Source organism: Paenibacillus sp. JT31N7, assembly GCF_059692095.1.
In genome coordinates, this window is sequence record NZ_JCAUAT010000001.1 from 456,208 (window position 1) to 472,227 (window position 16,020).

General features: G+C 43.0%; 13 protein-coding genes. 3 read left to right on the plus strand and 10 right to left on the minus strand.

Annotated elements, in window-relative coordinates:
- Positions 1 to 54: 54 nt before the first annotated feature.
- The 6 genes from AC58P5_RS02030 to AC58P5_RS02055 all read right to left on the minus strand — a co-directional run bounded on the left by AC58P5_RS02030 (position 55) and on the right by AC58P5_RS02055 (position 5,010).
- Positions 55 to 1,038, minus strand: coding sequence for a collagen-like protein (locus tag AC58P5_RS02030; RefSeq protein WP_497386011.1), 984 nt, complete (start codon positions 1,036 to 1,038; stop codon positions 55 to 57).
- Positions 1,039 to 1,324: 286 nt separating this feature from the next.
- Positions 1,325 to 2,122: a MerR family transcriptional regulator gene (locus tag AC58P5_RS02035; protein ID WP_497384256.1), complete on the minus strand. Its 798-nt coding sequence runs from the start codon at positions 2,120 to 2,122 to the stop codon at positions 1,325 to 1,327.
- A complete protein-coding gene (locus AC58P5_RS02040; RefSeq protein WP_497384258.1) occupies positions 2,097 to 3,026 on the minus strand; it encodes a DUF2268 domain-containing putative Zn-dependent protease in 930 nt (309 codons plus the stop codon). The genes AC58P5_RS02035 and AC58P5_RS02040 overlap by 26 nt, the downstream gene beginning before the upstream one ends.
- 327 nt (positions 3,027 to 3,353) lie before the next feature.
- Positions 3,354 to 3,830 carry a GNAT family N-acetyltransferase gene (locus tag AC58P5_RS02045; protein ID WP_497384259.1) on the minus strand — a complete coding sequence of 159 codons (477 nt, stop codon included), beginning with the start codon at positions 3,828 to 3,830 and terminating at the stop codon, positions 3,354 to 3,356.
- A gap of 65 nt (positions 3,831 to 3,895) precedes the next feature.
- On the minus strand, positions 3,896 to 4,423 hold the full coding sequence (locus tag AC58P5_RS02050; protein WP_497384260.1) for a GNAT family N-acetyltransferase: 528 nt from the start codon (positions 4,421 to 4,423) through the stop codon (positions 3,896 to 3,898).
- 200 nt (positions 4,424 to 4,623) lie between these two features.
- Positions 4,624 to 5,010: a winged helix-turn-helix transcriptional regulator gene (locus tag AC58P5_RS02055; protein WP_497384262.1), complete on the minus strand. Its 387-nt coding sequence runs from the start codon at positions 5,008 to 5,010 to the stop codon at positions 4,624 to 4,626.
- A 158-nt stretch (positions 5,011 to 5,168) separates the two neighbouring features.
- Here AC58P5_RS02055 and AC58P5_RS02060 point away from each other — a divergent pair, with 158 nt between their 5' ends.
- From AC58P5_RS02060 to AC58P5_RS02070, 3 genes are all read left to right on the plus strand, one after another.
- Positions 5,169 to 5,804: a flavin reductase family protein gene (locus AC58P5_RS02060; protein ID WP_497384264.1), complete on the plus strand. Its 636-nt coding sequence runs from the start codon at positions 5,169 to 5,171 to the stop codon at positions 5,802 to 5,804.
- Between the two features lie 652 nt (positions 5,805 to 6,456).
- Entirely contained in the window at positions 6,457 to 7,212 is a 756-nt protein-coding gene (locus tag AC58P5_RS02065) for a LysR family transcriptional regulator (RefSeq protein ID WP_497384265.1), read from the plus strand.
- Positions 7,213 to 7,579: 367 nt separating this feature from the next.
- The gene (locus tag AC58P5_RS02070) at positions 7,580 to 8,752 is read left to right on the plus strand and encodes a DUF418 domain-containing protein (RefSeq protein WP_497384266.1); all 1,173 of its coding nucleotides are present in this window, start codon (positions 7,580 to 7,582) and stop codon (positions 8,750 to 8,752) included.
- Positions 8,753 to 9,036: 284 nt separating this feature from the next.
- Here the strand turns inward: AC58P5_RS02070 and AC58P5_RS02075 are convergent, their stop codons facing one another.
- Genes AC58P5_RS02075 through AC58P5_RS02090 form a run of 4 tightly spaced genes read right to left on the minus strand, consistent with a single transcriptional unit; the run spans position 9,037 to position 15,980 of the window.
- Positions 9,037 to 12,375, minus strand: coding sequence for a M14 family metallopeptidase (locus AC58P5_RS02075; RefSeq protein ID WP_497384267.1), 3,339 nt, complete (start codon positions 12,373 to 12,375; stop codon positions 9,037 to 9,039).
- A gap of 45 nt (positions 12,376 to 12,420) precedes the next feature.
- Positions 12,421 to 13,413, minus strand: coding sequence for an LCP family protein (locus AC58P5_RS02080; protein WP_497384268.1), 993 nt, complete (start codon positions 13,411 to 13,413; stop codon positions 12,421 to 12,423).
- Between the two features lie 41 nt (positions 13,414 to 13,454).
- Positions 13,455 to 14,147 carry an SGNH/GDSL hydrolase family protein gene (locus AC58P5_RS02085; protein ID WP_497384269.1) on the minus strand — a complete coding sequence of 231 codons (693 nt, stop codon included), beginning with the start codon at positions 14,145 to 14,147 and terminating at the stop codon, positions 13,455 to 13,457.
- Positions 14,148 to 14,192: 45 nt separating this feature from the next.
- A complete protein-coding gene (locus AC58P5_RS02090) occupies positions 14,193 to 15,980 on the minus strand; it encodes an acyltransferase family protein (RefSeq protein WP_497384270.1) in 1,788 nt (595 codons plus the stop codon).
- Between the last annotated feature and the right edge of the window lie 40 nt (positions 15,981 to 16,020).

Sequence of the window (16,020 nt, forward strand, 5' to 3'; positions counted from 1 at the left end):
ATGGACTCAATTTGATATTGGCATTTTATCGATAAATACTGTATTTCTTTCCCTCTATGCAATCTGCGAAATAACAAGGTGGGCGGAAACTGGCCTTGTTCCTCCAGCTAATGGAGTGATTGTGAGTGCCGCGGCATTGCCAGCAGGATTTCGAACTGTGAGTACTGAATTAATAACCGTTGTTTGCACAAGAGCTAATCCTACTATTTGAGAAGTACCTGTTGCTCGCCCGACCACCGTATAAGCCAGGTCAGCGCCATTGAGTGTTAAAATGAGTTGACCCGGTTCGTTTACACCTACCTGAAACAAAACCTGGTAAGTGCCAATATTAGCCAAGTTAAATGAGCTCGCATTTACACGGGTAATTTCAGTCCCACTGATTGGACCATCTTGCGGAAAACTTACGTCCGTGTCGGGAGCAACAGTTGCGGCATTATCAGGAGGCATCAAGGCAAAAAAATCTGCAAAGCCCAATACTCCACTTGCCGGCCCTGCGGGTCCCGCCGGACCCGTTGCCCCTGTTGGTCCTGCCAGACCAGCTGCGCCAATTGCTCCTGCAAGTCCTGCAATTCCCTGGGGTCCAAGTGCGCCTACAAGTCCTTGGGGTCCAATTGCGCCAATTGCTCCTGCAAGTCCTGCAAGTCCTTGGGGTCCAAGTGCGCCAGCAAGTCCTTGGGGTCCAAGTGAGCCAATCGCTCCTACAAGTCCTGCAAGTCCCTGGGGTCCAAGTGCTCCTGCAAGTCCTTGAGGTCCAAGTGCGCCAATCGCTCCTACAAGTCCTGCAAGTCCCTGGGGTCCAAGTGCTCCTGCAACTCCTTGGGGTCCGGCTTGTGCAATTGCTCCCGCAAGTCCTTGAAGTAATTGCGGTCCTGTAAGTCTCTGAGTTCTAACAATCACTTTAGGCCGAGGACACTTTACACGCACAATTTTTTTAATAATTCGATCATGACATTTCTTTCTTTTTCTTTTCGGAGGGCAAACAATTACGGTTTTCTTCTTGCATCTTTTTTTTCTGTCCAGACAACTCAACAACGACACCTCCCTATAAAGATGGTACAGTGTACGTGAGTTGTTGATTTTAGGCATGGACTAATAGCCGGCTACTAGCTAGACTAAAAACTAATTTTAAAATATTGGGTTTATGGTAGGGTAGTGTTATACCACAAATCCCTACACTCTTTCAGTTATGATTACATAATTTAAAATCAAGACAACTCATCCTTCTCTGCGTCAACCCAAATCACATTTGGGTCTTTTTTTTGTACTTCTGTTCCCAACATCCGGGAAGTGATGAAGACAAGCAAAGCAGAGCTTCTTCAAACGATTAAGGATCTTCCCCCCCTTCATTGGCTCTCTTATCCTTCTGTTGATTGATATGATATATAATCGCGTTATATAAAAATTCGGCTAAGTCTTCATGACTAAATTGATTGATATAATTTTTGAACCGATCATCAAATTTATACGTATTTGCAACACATATTAACATCTCAGAGTCACAAACCATGGTTTGTTCGAGATAACTTTTCCATTCTTCGATTAATTGCTGCACTTCACCGGAAGAAGGAGATTGATTAATACAGGATGCAAGTCTTCTGAATACGCTCTCCATGTTTTGTTCAAATTCAGAAAACAGGTCCGCTTTTTCGGCAGGAGAGAGCTTGTTCAGTTTTTCTTCAAACTCTTTGTAAGGTTCTGTTTCTCCATAAATGAATTTCGCTTCGTGAGCATATTGTTCTTGTAAGGGCAAAACCGATGAATGATTAAAAATACTTAAGTTGTAGAGATCCTTTCCTGTTACGTACTCATCCAGTGCAGTAATGATGGTTCCCAATCGCTGTTTTTTTGCCCATAAAGTTTGGGTATGCTTTCTTAATACTTGTCGCTGTTCTTCTTTCGTATGCTTTAAAATATCCGCGATTTCTTTTAGGGAAAAGTCCATTTCTTTTAAAAATAAAATCATCTGAAGCTTTGCTAAACTGTCTCTATCATAGAGTCGATATCCGCTATCCGTCAGGTGACTGGGCTTTAATAAATTTATTTTATCGTAATATTGTAAGGTCCTTTTTGTTATGCCTGTAATTTGAACCATATCTTTAACCGCTAACAATGGTTTCTTCATCCCAAAATCCTTTTACTTCGTCTAGTATTAGTTGGGCAGGAGTAAGTGTGGCTTCAAAGATCGTTTTGCCGGATTTTTCTAAATAGTATTGAATCAAATAATAGCCACAGGCATAACCGGCGCAGTATGGCATATTGACGGGTACAGAGTTTTGAAGTTCTGCTAATTCGTCCCCGTAAAGATACGGTGCGATGTTCTCAAAGCCTGCCAGTTGTAATTTTTCTTTGAGCACAGGTTTTATACGCTTATTAAGGGTTTCCATCGTTGTTTTCGATACCCAAGGACCGAGCAGCTCCTCCCCGAATATAGAAGTAGCAAAGTTTTCCGCTAACCCTTCACTAACAATTAATTCACCTAAGGTAACGGCGTAATGGTCCCATTGAATAAATTGATAGCGGACATTATGATTGCATTCATGAGCCAAAGCAGCCTTCATACGAGGCATTGTGTATCCATTGGGCACAAGTGTACAAAAAATATAACCGGGAATCCCCCCATCCCCCATATATCCTTCGTTTAACCTTAATGAAGGGCTATTGGGATTACCTAACAGAATAGTGAACAAATAATCGGATACTCGAAGGTTCACACCGTGCTCTGTAAATAAGTACAGGCTTTTCTTAACGGCTTCTTCACACTCCTGCCAAAAGGAATCGGACGAAATTAATGCTAATTCCGTTGATATCTCAGTGGTGATCTGTGCAGGTGAGACGCCCATCAAGTTATTCAATGTAATCACATCAAAACCATCGGGCTCCTCCGCTTTGAAAGGAATTTGTTGGATTTCCCATTTTTTCATAAAGGGAGCCAGCATTTCTTGTCTGAATAACTCAACTTTCTCCTCTGGCCGGGCTTGTAAAATTTTTCGATATACTTTATCGGAGCGCAATGACTTTATATTCATTTTCTCACCTCTTATCTAATTTAGTTAAAAGTATGCACTATGACGTTACGTTACAGTCAAGAATGTAAAGGGCAATACATATATCTCTTTTTATCCTCAGTAAAGATAAGAACGTATTCCCGAATGAAAAAGCCCGCGGATTACGCGGACTTCTAACATTTTATGTTGTTCCACGCTGCTGCTCTCCGGTTGTTTCCAGCTTCGATCGCAATGCCCTCCCGATTATCCAAACAAAATGCCAATCCTCCAGCCCCTTTTATTGGACATGACCACCCTGCGTTGGCAAGGGGGTGCCTAAGTGAACCACATTCAAGCGAGGGTACCAAATCAAAGTTGCAGTACGGTGATTGGCTCGTTATCACAGATTTCACCGTTGTCACGGAAGCCAAAGCTTTCATAAAGCTTTTGGGCAGCGAGGTTATCAGTTCCATATGGAATCCAGCAGTAACGTGCCGGCCCGGCCGGAAAGGTGCGGATAAATTCCAAAATTTTGTTCATGGCTTCCCGGCCGTAGCCCAGGTTCTGGTATTGCTTGTCAATCATTAGTCGTAAGATACAATAGCTATCGTCTGCGATTGATGGGAGCTCGTACCCGGTGATTCCATAAGTCAGCATAACAAAACCGACAGGTTGCTCATCTGCATAAATGGCAAATGGAAATGGATGTCCCCCATTGGTTGCAAGGACATAACAAGAGGCCATGCTTGACAGATTGGAAGCTACGAAGCGGCGTTGTTCTTCTGAAACTTCTAAGTTAAATATGGCACGTCGGTTTTCCAGCGTAATTTTTCTGAGTGTAATCATAAAAAGCTTCCCCCTTCCTTACTCCTTGGTTTGTTCATCTAAATAGTTCATCCGTTTGGATGACATTAAAGTCGTTTAATCATATGAATATCGCAGGGCTCTTTCTCAAATAGCTCCTCGTCGACTTCCGGCGTCATGGTTGAACCGCAGCTCCTGTAAAAGTTTACGGCGGATTCTGTTTCTGTAGAGGAGATGTATAAGTACTTCGCGCCTTTTTCAATTGCCGCTTTACTTAACTCATCCATTATCCGGCTGCCTATTCCTTGTCGACGGTAATCCCGGCTAACATACATGAGGTCTACCTGAAGCCGGTCCCTCTCTTTGCCTCTAAACGTATTAGACAGGACGCCAAACCCGACTAATGTATCTCCGTCGTAGGCTCCAAAAGCTGTCCCGCCGTTTTCGAGCTCATTCTCATACCGTGTAATGACAGCATGATAATCCTCTTCTTTCCAGTTAGAGCATTCATGAGCTGTTTTTATTTCCTTCAAAACTTCATCCTTACATGTATAGATCAGATTTATGATCTCGGAACGGTCTATGTCGCGTATTTTAAACGAATCTTCGAGCTTCATCTGTATGATTGAAATCATACTCTTCCCCCCTATTCCAGAACTGCATTATATTTCATAGTAGTCAATACTAGGTCTTTAAGCAACAAAAGAGCGGCTGTTTCACTGAAGTATTTTCCTCTTGAACCGTTGTTCGAGCGGCTGGCAGAATATGTTTGGATTGTTTTATATATGCCTCTTAATATTTGCGCCAAAATAAAAAGCATTTCTCATGGCAAAGATTACTGTCTGGTTCCGTAGCTGCTATTTTCTACAGGTTCCATACTTAAATGACTAGGGAGATTGTGCAGCCCCCATTTACACATAGCCTCCAGAATCGGCATCAAGGTTCTCCCCCTTGGAGTTAAAGAATATTCCACCTTAGGAGGTGTTTGTCGGTATTCTTTCCGATAGACAATATTGCTTTCTTCTAGCTCCTTCAACTGGGAGCTCAGGACCTTGTGAGTAATGTCTGGAATGCGCCGCTTGAGTTCACCGTAGCGTATAACCTCTTGGCGGGTTAATTGATACATGATTTTCATTTTCCATTTGCCGCCAATCATGGTTAAAGTATAGTCAAACGGAGTCAGGCTATTCTGTTTTTTCGTAGATTCGGTCTGTTCCATCATCAAGTTCCCTTCCCTTAAAGTAAGTACACACTTTAAAGTGCATACTATTTTTTTTGAGGATATGTGTTAGTATGAGTTCCAAGTTCAAGCAGTTAACTTCTCTCTGGTTAACAGTTTAAACCGAAACTGCCGTCGGAGAAAGTAAGGAAAGGATAATAATGATGCCAAGTTATGATGCAATCGAGTTTAATACGGGCGATTTAAGTGAGCATGAAATGTATAAATTGATGATCGGTTCAGTTGTACCGAGACCCATTGCGTGGGTTTCGTCCAAAAGCAAGGAAGGCATATTAAATTTAGCTCCCTTTAGTTTTTTTACTGTTGCTTCCCGTAACCCACCAACACTGCTGATTTCCATCGGCCCGGGCGTAGGCGAACGAGACGGTACGCTCAAGGATACGCTGACCAATATTCGTGAGCTCGGAGAGTATGTTATTAATATGGTTTCCGAGCCTCTAGGCGAAGCAATGCAGCGTTCGTCCGCTAATGTCGGGCCGTTAAAGAATGAGTTTGAACTTGCAGGAGTCACGCCCAAGCCCTGTAAGTGCGTCCATGTACCAGCGGTACTTGAAGCCCCAATCGCTTTCGAGCTAAAACTCGATCGAATTATACCCGTCGGCGGAGATCATCTGGTTCTTGGAATCATAGAGCACGTGCAAATGGACTCCGCTTCGTATGCGGGAAATTATAAAACAGTAGTGGATAAATGGAAGCCATTGGCAAGCTTAGCCGGTGACTATGCCGGGCTGACATCTACATTTTCACTTATAAATGTAACGGATAAGAATATTTAGCGATGCAAATGTCATCTTCGTCATGACAAATCTTTCTCCATTTCAAATTAACTCGATGTATATGTCAAGACCAACTCTTTCAAGGAAATGTATAGATTTTGTATCTCGTTTGTCTACATCAAGTACAAGAGCGTTTCTGCGGACTTCACCGGTTCCCGTAAGTCACCTGAGCTACTGCCTGGACGTCGCATTTTCTACGCTTAACTCACATCGTTCTCTTTGCGTCTTGAGAAAGATCCTCAATTACGGGAAACAATATATGTTCTTGTCCCAATACGGCAAACGATATAAGTTCTTGTCATCCGACACTACCAGCATTAAAAAACCGTTGATCATGTTATGGTCAACGGCCTGTCTTAACATCAATTAGAATAACAACTCTCAACCTTGATTTTCACTAACATTTTTACTTGCAGCGACTGTACACTCAAAACGATCTCTAGTGATATTGAGTTGGTACATTTTTTCGGCTACATCACTCGCAACAACTCTTTCATCCAAATGGAATCCTGCGGGGAGATCTGTTCGCTCCTTCTCTTTTTCTAGATCGGTATACAAAGGAGGATTATGCAAAGGGAAATATCCAACAAATACACCAATTCCCTTAAATTCGTTGTGCAAATGTTCTGAAAGAAGTCTTAAGTGGGGTCATTTGCATCAGCGGGTTCGAAATAAGTATCTATTCCTTCAGCTGATAATTCAGCCACCATTTCTTCAATTTGTTCTTGTCCTCTGCGAATTAACCCTACATTTATTAACGTTCAAGACTGTTGTAGAGAAAGGCGGGTTTAAAAAAGCTGCTGAACATCTCGGATATGCTCAATCTTCTATAACCACTCATATTAAAGACTTAGAAAACGAAGTAGGTGCACCCCTATTTGACCGGATTGGTAAAAAAGTAATTTTGACTCACTATGGACAGCAGTTCCTTCCGTATGCCATAAAAATTATCGAATTGCATACACAGGCTTTAAATATGGATGAAGAACCTATCGGCAATCTTAAGATCGGTATATCTGAATTGTTGACCGTTCAACGTATTCCCTCCATTTTGTTAGAATACAAAAAATTGTATCCCAAAGTTAATATTTCTCTTAAATCACTTGACCACTGTGATATTAGTTCTAGTCTGCAAAATGGAGATAATGATCTGGCATTGATATTAGAAAAGGAAGATTGGCCTCTGCCTGAGCTCCATTGTGAAAAATTAAAAAGAGAAGAAATGGTATTGATTAGCTCCCTCGAAAATAAAGAAGACTTAAAAACAATTCTTTATACAGAGGAAAGCTGTTGCTACAAATCTTTATTCGAAAACTATCTAGAAAGTAATCATATAGAGGCAGAACAAATTCTAAAATTTCAAAGTATTGAGGCCATAAAACAATGTGTCATTGGTGGTCTAGGCTGATCGTTGGTTCCTTACTTTTCTGTAAGAGAAGAGATAGAAGGAAATAAAATAAGGGTGAACGGGTGAGTCATGAACTTAATGCAAACATGTCCACCTACATGGTGAACGTTATTTAAGCACCGCTTTCGAAAAATGAGACATGCTCAAGTTAAAGGACCGTCCCCGTGGGGCAGTCTTTTTTCTATTCCTCGCGAAGCTGTTAATCATTTGCTAAGACTCAGCTGATTGCAAACCCATGGGTCTTCTTGTGACATTTTGTTTACATGTTGATCAAACTTTGGCGACATCTGCTCGATATAGTGGAAAAGTATGGATGCACGAGGTCAAGCAATCATTGCACCTTGTAACAACAAAGGAGGAATATGAATTGTCAGTAGTATTACAGTCGGCGGATGAGTTCCGCCGTGAAAACGACACCGATCATCGGGAAAAGCCGGCACCTACCCGTTCGCGAGGGGCAATGCGTCTAATGGCCCTTGATGCTGCGAGAGGTTTGGCCGTGATCGGCATGTTTTTACAGCACTTCGCACTAAACGAAAGAAATTCATTTGTGGCCGGAAATACGACGCTATTATTTGTTCTTTGTGGAGGCATTTCCTACTCCATTATGGCTGGGCGAATGAAAGAACGCGGAATGGACGCAACCGTTTTTCGATCAAGAATGCTTGCTCGGGCAGTATTTGTCGATGTGATCGGCTACTTGCTCATCCTGCTAAATACCCCTTATGGCATCATCTTGCCCGCTTACGCTGCCATGTTCGTCTTAGCATTGGTGCTGATTCACCGTTCGACTTGCGTACTTGTGTACACCACACTTGCCTTGCTGTTATTAGCCCCACCGCTCATGCTTCTAGGAATGAGCGTCTTATCGGGTGCATATCTGCTCCAAGATATTGCTGGCGGTCCGATGTCTGCTCTAGCACTTGCACCTGTTTTTGTAGCAGGTATGGTGATTGGACGTCTCGACCTGACCAACAAGCGAAGAGCAATGTCACTTGCAATCTGCGGTTTTATTACGCTTGTCATCAGTAAAGCAATAGGTGCTTATGTTCTCCCGGATTTAAGTAAAGCATTCGAGTCGTGGCTCGTTATTGTTCAAGGTCCGCATGCCACTCCGCCTGACCCATATGCCATATGGCCACTTAATGCCGATCCGCCGCTCTGGCATATGCTGTTAGTGACAGCTCCGCATTCTGCATCAACGTTTCAAACGCTTATCGGACTTGGCATTGCACTTCTGGTAGTAGGACTAATGTTCCTCGTACCGAGAAAATGGACCGTTCTTTTAAATCCTTTTGCAGCAGTGGGGCGTGTGGCACTTACGATGTATGCTGCACAGTTCATCGTTGTTTGGGTACTGACGCTATTAGGAGTCGAATATAGTTTAAGCGAAATTCCACTTGGTGATTTAGTTGTCGTGCTAATCACGCTGGTGCTCGGCTGGGTTATTGCTCGTTTATCGAATGGTCCGCTCGAGTCTATCATGCGACGTTTTGACCAGATATTCAGTTCATTCGGTTCAGCACCAACACTCAAATAGAAAGTCAATAGCAAGTAACCGACTAATGAGCCATAGATCAGATGAAAGATATGAAAAGGTTTGTTTGACCCCGACGCCGTAGGTACCGTGATAAAACGTTCTCCCTCTGGGATAATCCGCCATAGTAAACAGTATTCTCTCTGGTTTGCATGTTACTAACCGCACAATGATGCCTTTTTGTACGACGTTGGAGCGTTCCTAGATGTCAAAGCTTTTCTTCTTGAGCAATGTGCAATTAACCCCACTCGAACTCGAATGGGGTTACATACCATGAATTATGCCGGTTATTCCTTAAATTGCATCATCCGGTGGATTATCACCGCAGCCTGTGCCCGGTTGGCGATTTCTTTTGGATCAAAGGTTGTCAAGGAAACTCCTTGAAGGATTCCTTCTTGGGTCAACAATGCAACAGCCTCTCTCGCATAAGAGGCAATGGTATCTTTATCGGTAAATTTAGAAAATGATTCGCCAATGCTGTCAATTGAAGAATGTTGAGGGAGCTTCAGAACATTAGCAGCCATTTGAGCCATCTCTTCTCGCGTAATAGCTCGATTAGGCTCAAAACGACCGTCTCTCAAGCCATTAACTAGTTTGGATTCAGCAGCTGCAGAAATATAAGGATAAAACCAACTTGACGATAGAACATCCGTAAAGGAACTTTCGGCTTGTGAATTGGTTTGATTAAAGGCCTTTACGATCATCGTTGTAAATTCTGCACGTGTCAATTGCTTCAATGGTTCAAAACGATTTTCGCTTGTGCCTTGCAAAATTCCTTGCCTTACTAATTCTCGGATTTCGTCTCCTGCCCAGGATTCAACGCTCCCTAGATCATTAAATTCTACTTTTGATCCGGGATCCTGAGTCTCGGTTGAAACTGAATTAAAAATTGAATTAGCCAGCAATCGGTATTGATGCTGAGAATGGGCAGCGTTTGTCAAATCGTTAGAAAACACCGTCAGATTTTTGTTGTTTTCTTTATAAGTGAAAGCCATGATTTGGCCCTCGGCGGCAGCATGTCCTGGCCACCAGCCCGACTTGAAGAAATGGTCTTGTTTGCTGAATGTAGCAAGTACTTTTGCTCTTTTGGGAACAGATGTGATATAAGAGCCTGATACGGTATAAAAATGCTCCTGTTCATCGTAAGGTCCGGTGATGACATTATCCTGGTCGATGTCTGCCAGGTATACTCCCTCGTATCGCTGCCACTTCGGACCCTTATAGGAGAATCCGGGAATCAAGTCTTGGATATTCATCATGCCCATGTATCCATAGGCGATATAAGGTTTTCCTTTCTCCACCATATCGGAAAAATCGAATGTATTGACGAGTACATCTGCCTTCGCCTGATCTGATGTTACATCGAAGCCCATTGCTTCCAATACAAATGCGGCTTCACCCAGCGCTGCTACTGTCGAACGTTTAAGTTCCTTTCCATCCGTTTTGCTATTGCCAAATGCACTCACGTCAAGAAAGTATTTTAGCGCTAATGGATATAAGTCGACATAAGAAACAACGAAATCGCCTGTTTCGTACCCTTCCCCGCGTGAAGTAAGCATGGTCACATTCTTGCCTGAAGCAAGTAAATGATTTACCACCTGGATTGCGTCGTTATTGGTATTGCGGATGAGCACGTAGTCTGTATCGCCAGGTACTGTCGTCGCCGGAATCGAAACCGACGTTACCGGCATTGTCTTTTTTGCAAATGCAAAGGGCTTTCGGATTGCATATGAATCAAAACCGCGCAGATCAGGGAAATTTTGAACAATTTCTCCGGCGACAGATTCATAATCGGATACATCCACTCCATCATACAAGACTAGATTAGCCATTCCTCTCAATGCTTGATGCATACTGACAACAAATGATCCTTCAGGATATGTCTTACCATCAATGCTGACAGCTTCTGTGGAACGTTCGATCTGAACCCCGTTGCGAAGAAAATACTCAATCATACGGTATGCTTCGAGCAGATTTTTTTGAAGGTTCTTGTCGATTGGTAACACGTAATACTCCGGGAAAAAATTCTGCATCCCCTGACGTGGACGCCCTATTTGATCATTTTTAGCATTGACCAAATATTGATCTACTGCATGATCGTCAACATTGTTAACCCCGCGTTTATAAATTTCTAGTTGGTTTACAAACAGTTTCTCTTTATTATTCATCACATAGGATGTAGCTGCTGCTGTACTGTAGTATAAGGCTTTTGTGGATTCTTCGTTATTCTCCGGAACCTCGAGCGTGTGTCCCAATGCACCATGATGCATGGCGAATACTGCGGTGTAGGCCGGTGACGCATCATCCCATCCTGAGGCTACACCCTTGGAATTATAACTGGGGTCTTTAACGGATTTCCGATGTTCTTCGTAAGGAATATGATAATAATCATAATCGGTATTAGCTATTCCAGCTTCACCCATGGCTTTCGCTTGTTCTACCATGTTGTCTATCATCAGATCGTATTCGATGTTTGGATCATGCGGCGGCGTGGCCGGTTCGATGAGAAAATTTCTATCGAATCCATGTAAATCCAGAAACGACAGGGGAGACCATTTTGCAATCTGTTCTGTAACGCTACGTGTCTCCGGTTGGGTTTGGTAAGAGTTGTCCCGATTCAAATCGAAATAATTACTGTTCCCTCGTGTCGTATGAGCGCGTCCATCCGGATTATTAGTATAAACGAATAGGAAGAACACATGATCTAACGCATCTTCTACATTGATAGAGACCTTGCTTGGTTTGCCAGTAGGTAAAGTGATGTTATACGTTATGCTCTTATCCAATGCCATGGATTTAAAATAATTAAAGATGGCATCTACTCCAGGGGATTCATTGGGGTGAATATTATTTATCCAGATCGGTACAGCATAGTCGCCGAATGCACTCGATTTAATATCCTCCTGTAGTTGCTCGGGATTGTTCATCATGGCAGGATGGGTTACATTTTGGTATTTATCAACAGTCGCCTTATCCTTGGCAATGATAGTAAAATAAATATCTCGACCTTCCACTGACTTTCCGATGGATCTCGTTTGAATGTATCTGTCATTTTTCGCAGCTGCTTGAGCTGTAACGGCATCAATCTCCGTCTTCAGCTCATCATAGGTAATGAAGCTTTCGTAAGGTGTTAATTTCACTGGTGCCTGGGCAATAACTTGTCCATTAGCCACTGCTGCCAGTTCATATGTTCCCATCAGTGACCCAAATAGCTGGGCCTGCAAGCGTGGTTCGGCCAGATTGGTCGAACCATAAGGCAGATCAAAGGTAACGCTGGCCGTAAATTCCCCTTTATTTACCTTCTCACCGCTAACCGTGATGAAAGCCGGACCGGTGTAGTGACCTTGTTCGAATGTTTTCCATTCAGATAGTGGTTTATCATCATACGTCCAGCGTATACTTTCCGCTTTCACTCCTTTTGGAAGATCAAACTTGACTTGAAATGTTCTCTTCTCCGTCATCGATGCAACATGGTTACTCATTTTTAATGTTTGAGTTGTCATTGGATTCTTAACGTTCCTCTGTGCGGCCTGAGCCAGAACCGTGCCGTCAGGGATCGTGTACGTCATAATCAAAAGAGTTACCAATAATATGAGTACACTTTTATTCAATGTTTTCTTAATCATCTTGCTCTTCCTTTTCATTTCCCCATCCCTCCGGTCCCTCATTCACTATTGTTGTGCTAAATCCCCGACTTCATCGGGATCTGGCTCATGTGCTTGAATAATATTTCGGACATAATCCTTAAGATCCTTGCTGCTTGACACGGTCAGCACTGCTGCTCTTCCAACATAGGTTTCCTTGAGCAATTTCATCGGAGGGATTTGCTCACTTGCCTCGACCTTGCTCTTATATCCGACCGATGCCAGTTGCCACATGTCGTTAACCGACAGATTCGTATCAATATACGGACTGACTTCTTCTAGTATGGAAGGCAGCTTCATGATGGATGTCGTGCTTTTCATTTTTTCGACGATGGCATTGATGAAATCGCGCTGGCGTTTCGATCGAGCATAATCGGACAGAGCATCATTACGAAAACGAACATATTGAAGTGCAGTGGTCCCATCTAAATGCTGCTCTCCTTCTTTCAGGTTGATATCGAACTCATGCTTGTCGGCTATACTTCCATAGTTCATATCCTTCTCAACATAAAAATCAACCCCGCCTACAGCATCCACAAGTTTGATAAATCCTTGGAAGTCTGTGTATACGTAAAATTGGATCGGAATACCAAGCAACTCACTTACTGCTCTCATAGCCGACTTGGGACCATGCGTGATCGCTGTGTTAATGCGGTTCTTGCCATGATCCGGGATATCGGTATAGGTATCACGGAGAATAGAGAATACATGGATACGCTTATGAACAGGGTCTAAGGAAACCACCATCATGCTGTCAGATCTGGGAATCTCGTCTTTATTGCTTCCACGAGCATCTGCTCCCATTAATAAAATATTGACTGGCTCCGTACCTAACCACTTGGGAGGTTCTACGACTTTCTCATCTTTCGCCATCACCTCAGAAAAGGGGGAGTTAACCGATGTTTTATTTAAACCTTCCAAGCCTTTATAAATAGACCAGAAATAATAAAGTCCAAAAGCGACAACTGCAAGTAAAATAAGGATAAGTATGGTCGCTATTTTTTTCTTTTTTAGTGGCATGTGGTTACTCCTTTCTTTCGTCTTCAATAGAGAAATTCAACTTATTTTTCCTGCAAGCCTTGTATGAGAAGTGAAACATAAAATCGGCTACCATCCGGCTTCAGATGCACCCCGTCTTTGTAGAAATAATCTTCTTTCCCTTCGCTCGCTGCATACCAATCTACCACTTTTGCATTTTTGAAATCACCTACAACATCCTTAATGTTTGAATTCACAGTATCTTGCCATCCTTTTGGAACTCGGGTTGTTACAACCAAAACCTGTTTAGCTTCATCAAGGGATGTCAACAAACTGCGAAGTTGATCTTTAGAGAAGGGACCGTTGGTTCCAAGTTCTATAATGACGCGGTCTCCCAATTTTCCTTGTGCACTTAATTCTTCAATTAATTTTCTGGCCTGGGACATCTGTCTGCCGACCTTTCCGTCAACGGTAGCCTTTGGGAGCTTTTCCTTCAGGTCGGGCTCAACTCCAACGATGACAGAATCTCCAATAATCGTAACTCCTTCCCCGTTCATTGAAGTTGATTCCGAACGTTGAGCCTCTTTCGAAGAATTGATGTCATTCTTTGGCTCAGGCTGAGTATTAATTGAAGTATCTTTCGATGATTCTGAAGATTGAATACTCGTTTGTTCTGGTTTGCTTTCGGAGGAGGCCTGTGAATGGAAGACGAGATATCCCAGGGCGAAGATCAGGAGAGCAAGGCCCCCAACCATCCATGCTTTTCGTTGTTTCATCCTTCATCCCATCCTTTCATTCATATATCTCTTGGGTATTGTAAGCTATTCGTTTTGTTTGAGATGTTCAACCAGTAGAGACGCATAAAATCGAGCTCCCTCCGGGGTCAGATGAACACCATCCTGAGAAAAAAACTCACTCCTGTTCTCACTAGCAGAATACCAATCTATAACTTTCACATTCTGATAGTCATTTGCAACTTCTTTCAAAGCATCATTGACCGTATTCTGCCAACTTTTGGACACCCGTGTAGTTACGAGGTAAAGCTGCTTGTCCTGTAAGGAATCCAGCATGGATCGTAGTTTGCTCCTATTAAAGACACCATTGCTTCCCAGTTCAATGATGATGTGGTCTCCTAATTGTCCCTTTGACTGCAGTTCATCCACTACCTCTTGAGCACGGGACATCTGTCTGCCGACCTTGCCATCAACCACAATGCCGGGAAGCAACTCTTTCACGTAAGAATCCACATTCAGTGTAAGAGAATCACCGATAAGCGTGATGCCATCCCCTTTATTAGGCGAGTCGACGAAACCATTGTCATGACTTGTTTGCTGATTGTTATCGGTGAAGGGTCGATGATGATCAGTCATTTTCTGATCGTCATTTTGCACGGTGTCTTGAATGCTCACAGGTTGAGCTACTTCTAATTGAACCTTGGTTGCATTGGTTATCCAGGAATGAGCGATGAAGAAGGCGATCAGTGTTATACTCAAACCGATCAGTGGTTTAAACCGATCATGACGCCGAATAACACGCCATTTAGCCCGGAAATTACCCCTGCGAATCGGTTCTTCAATGAACTTGTACGATAAGACAGACAACAAAATAATAATGACGAGTTGCAGTAAAATTTCTCCAAGCCCAAGTCCTTCACTAATTGCATCTGGCCGCATTAAGACAATGACGGGATAGTGCCAAATATAGAGACTATAGGAATGCTTACCGAGCCAAGTTAGTGGTCGACATCCCAAGATTTTGCCTAGACGGCTTGCCGGATGCACCAACACTGCAATAATTACGGCAGTAACCAGGGACAAAGAGAGGAAACCGTATTGGTACAACGAATCCTCATACTCATTCGTACGGTGAATCAGTATAAGTAAAACGAACAATCCTAACGCACCAATCATATCAAGCGTTGTACGCGCCGCAGGTGAAATCTTCTCGCTCAACTTCCAACTCGGCCATCCGACCGCCAAGACAGCTCCAATCAGTATGGCGAATGCTCTGGTATCCGTTCCGTAATAAACTCTGCTTGGGTCAGTTCCTGGCACATACATTAGATTCATCGCCATCGCGGATACGTAAGCTAATACCAACATGCACAACAGTAACTTTCCACGCCGCGGCGCATACCTTATGCCGATGTATAGTGCGATGGGCCAAATAACGTAAAACTGTTCCTCGATGGAAAGCGACCATAGATGTCCAATAGGCGAAACTGGACCAAAACTCTCAAAGTAGGAAACTTCATGAAATATGAGGTACCAGTTATTCACGTATAAAACAGAAGTGATAAAGTCTCCTTTTAGTGACAGGAGTCTGGTAGGTTCCGTAACCACTAACCACATTGCAACCAGAATAAGCATGCATAACATAGCAGGCAACAGTCTACGAAATCTTCTCATCCAAAAGTTCCAAATCGATATGCGTTTATTTACTCTCAACTCCATAAGGAGCTGATCTGTAATCAGGTAACCGGATAGGACGAAAAATACTCCTACTCCCAATAATCCTCCTTGGGCCCACTTTAAATCGAAATGGTAAGCAATTACAGCCAAGACAGAAATGGCTCGTAAACCATCGATTCCAGGCATATAACGCTTCATGCATTGATCCATTCTCCCGCTCATCATGTTTCATTCCTTG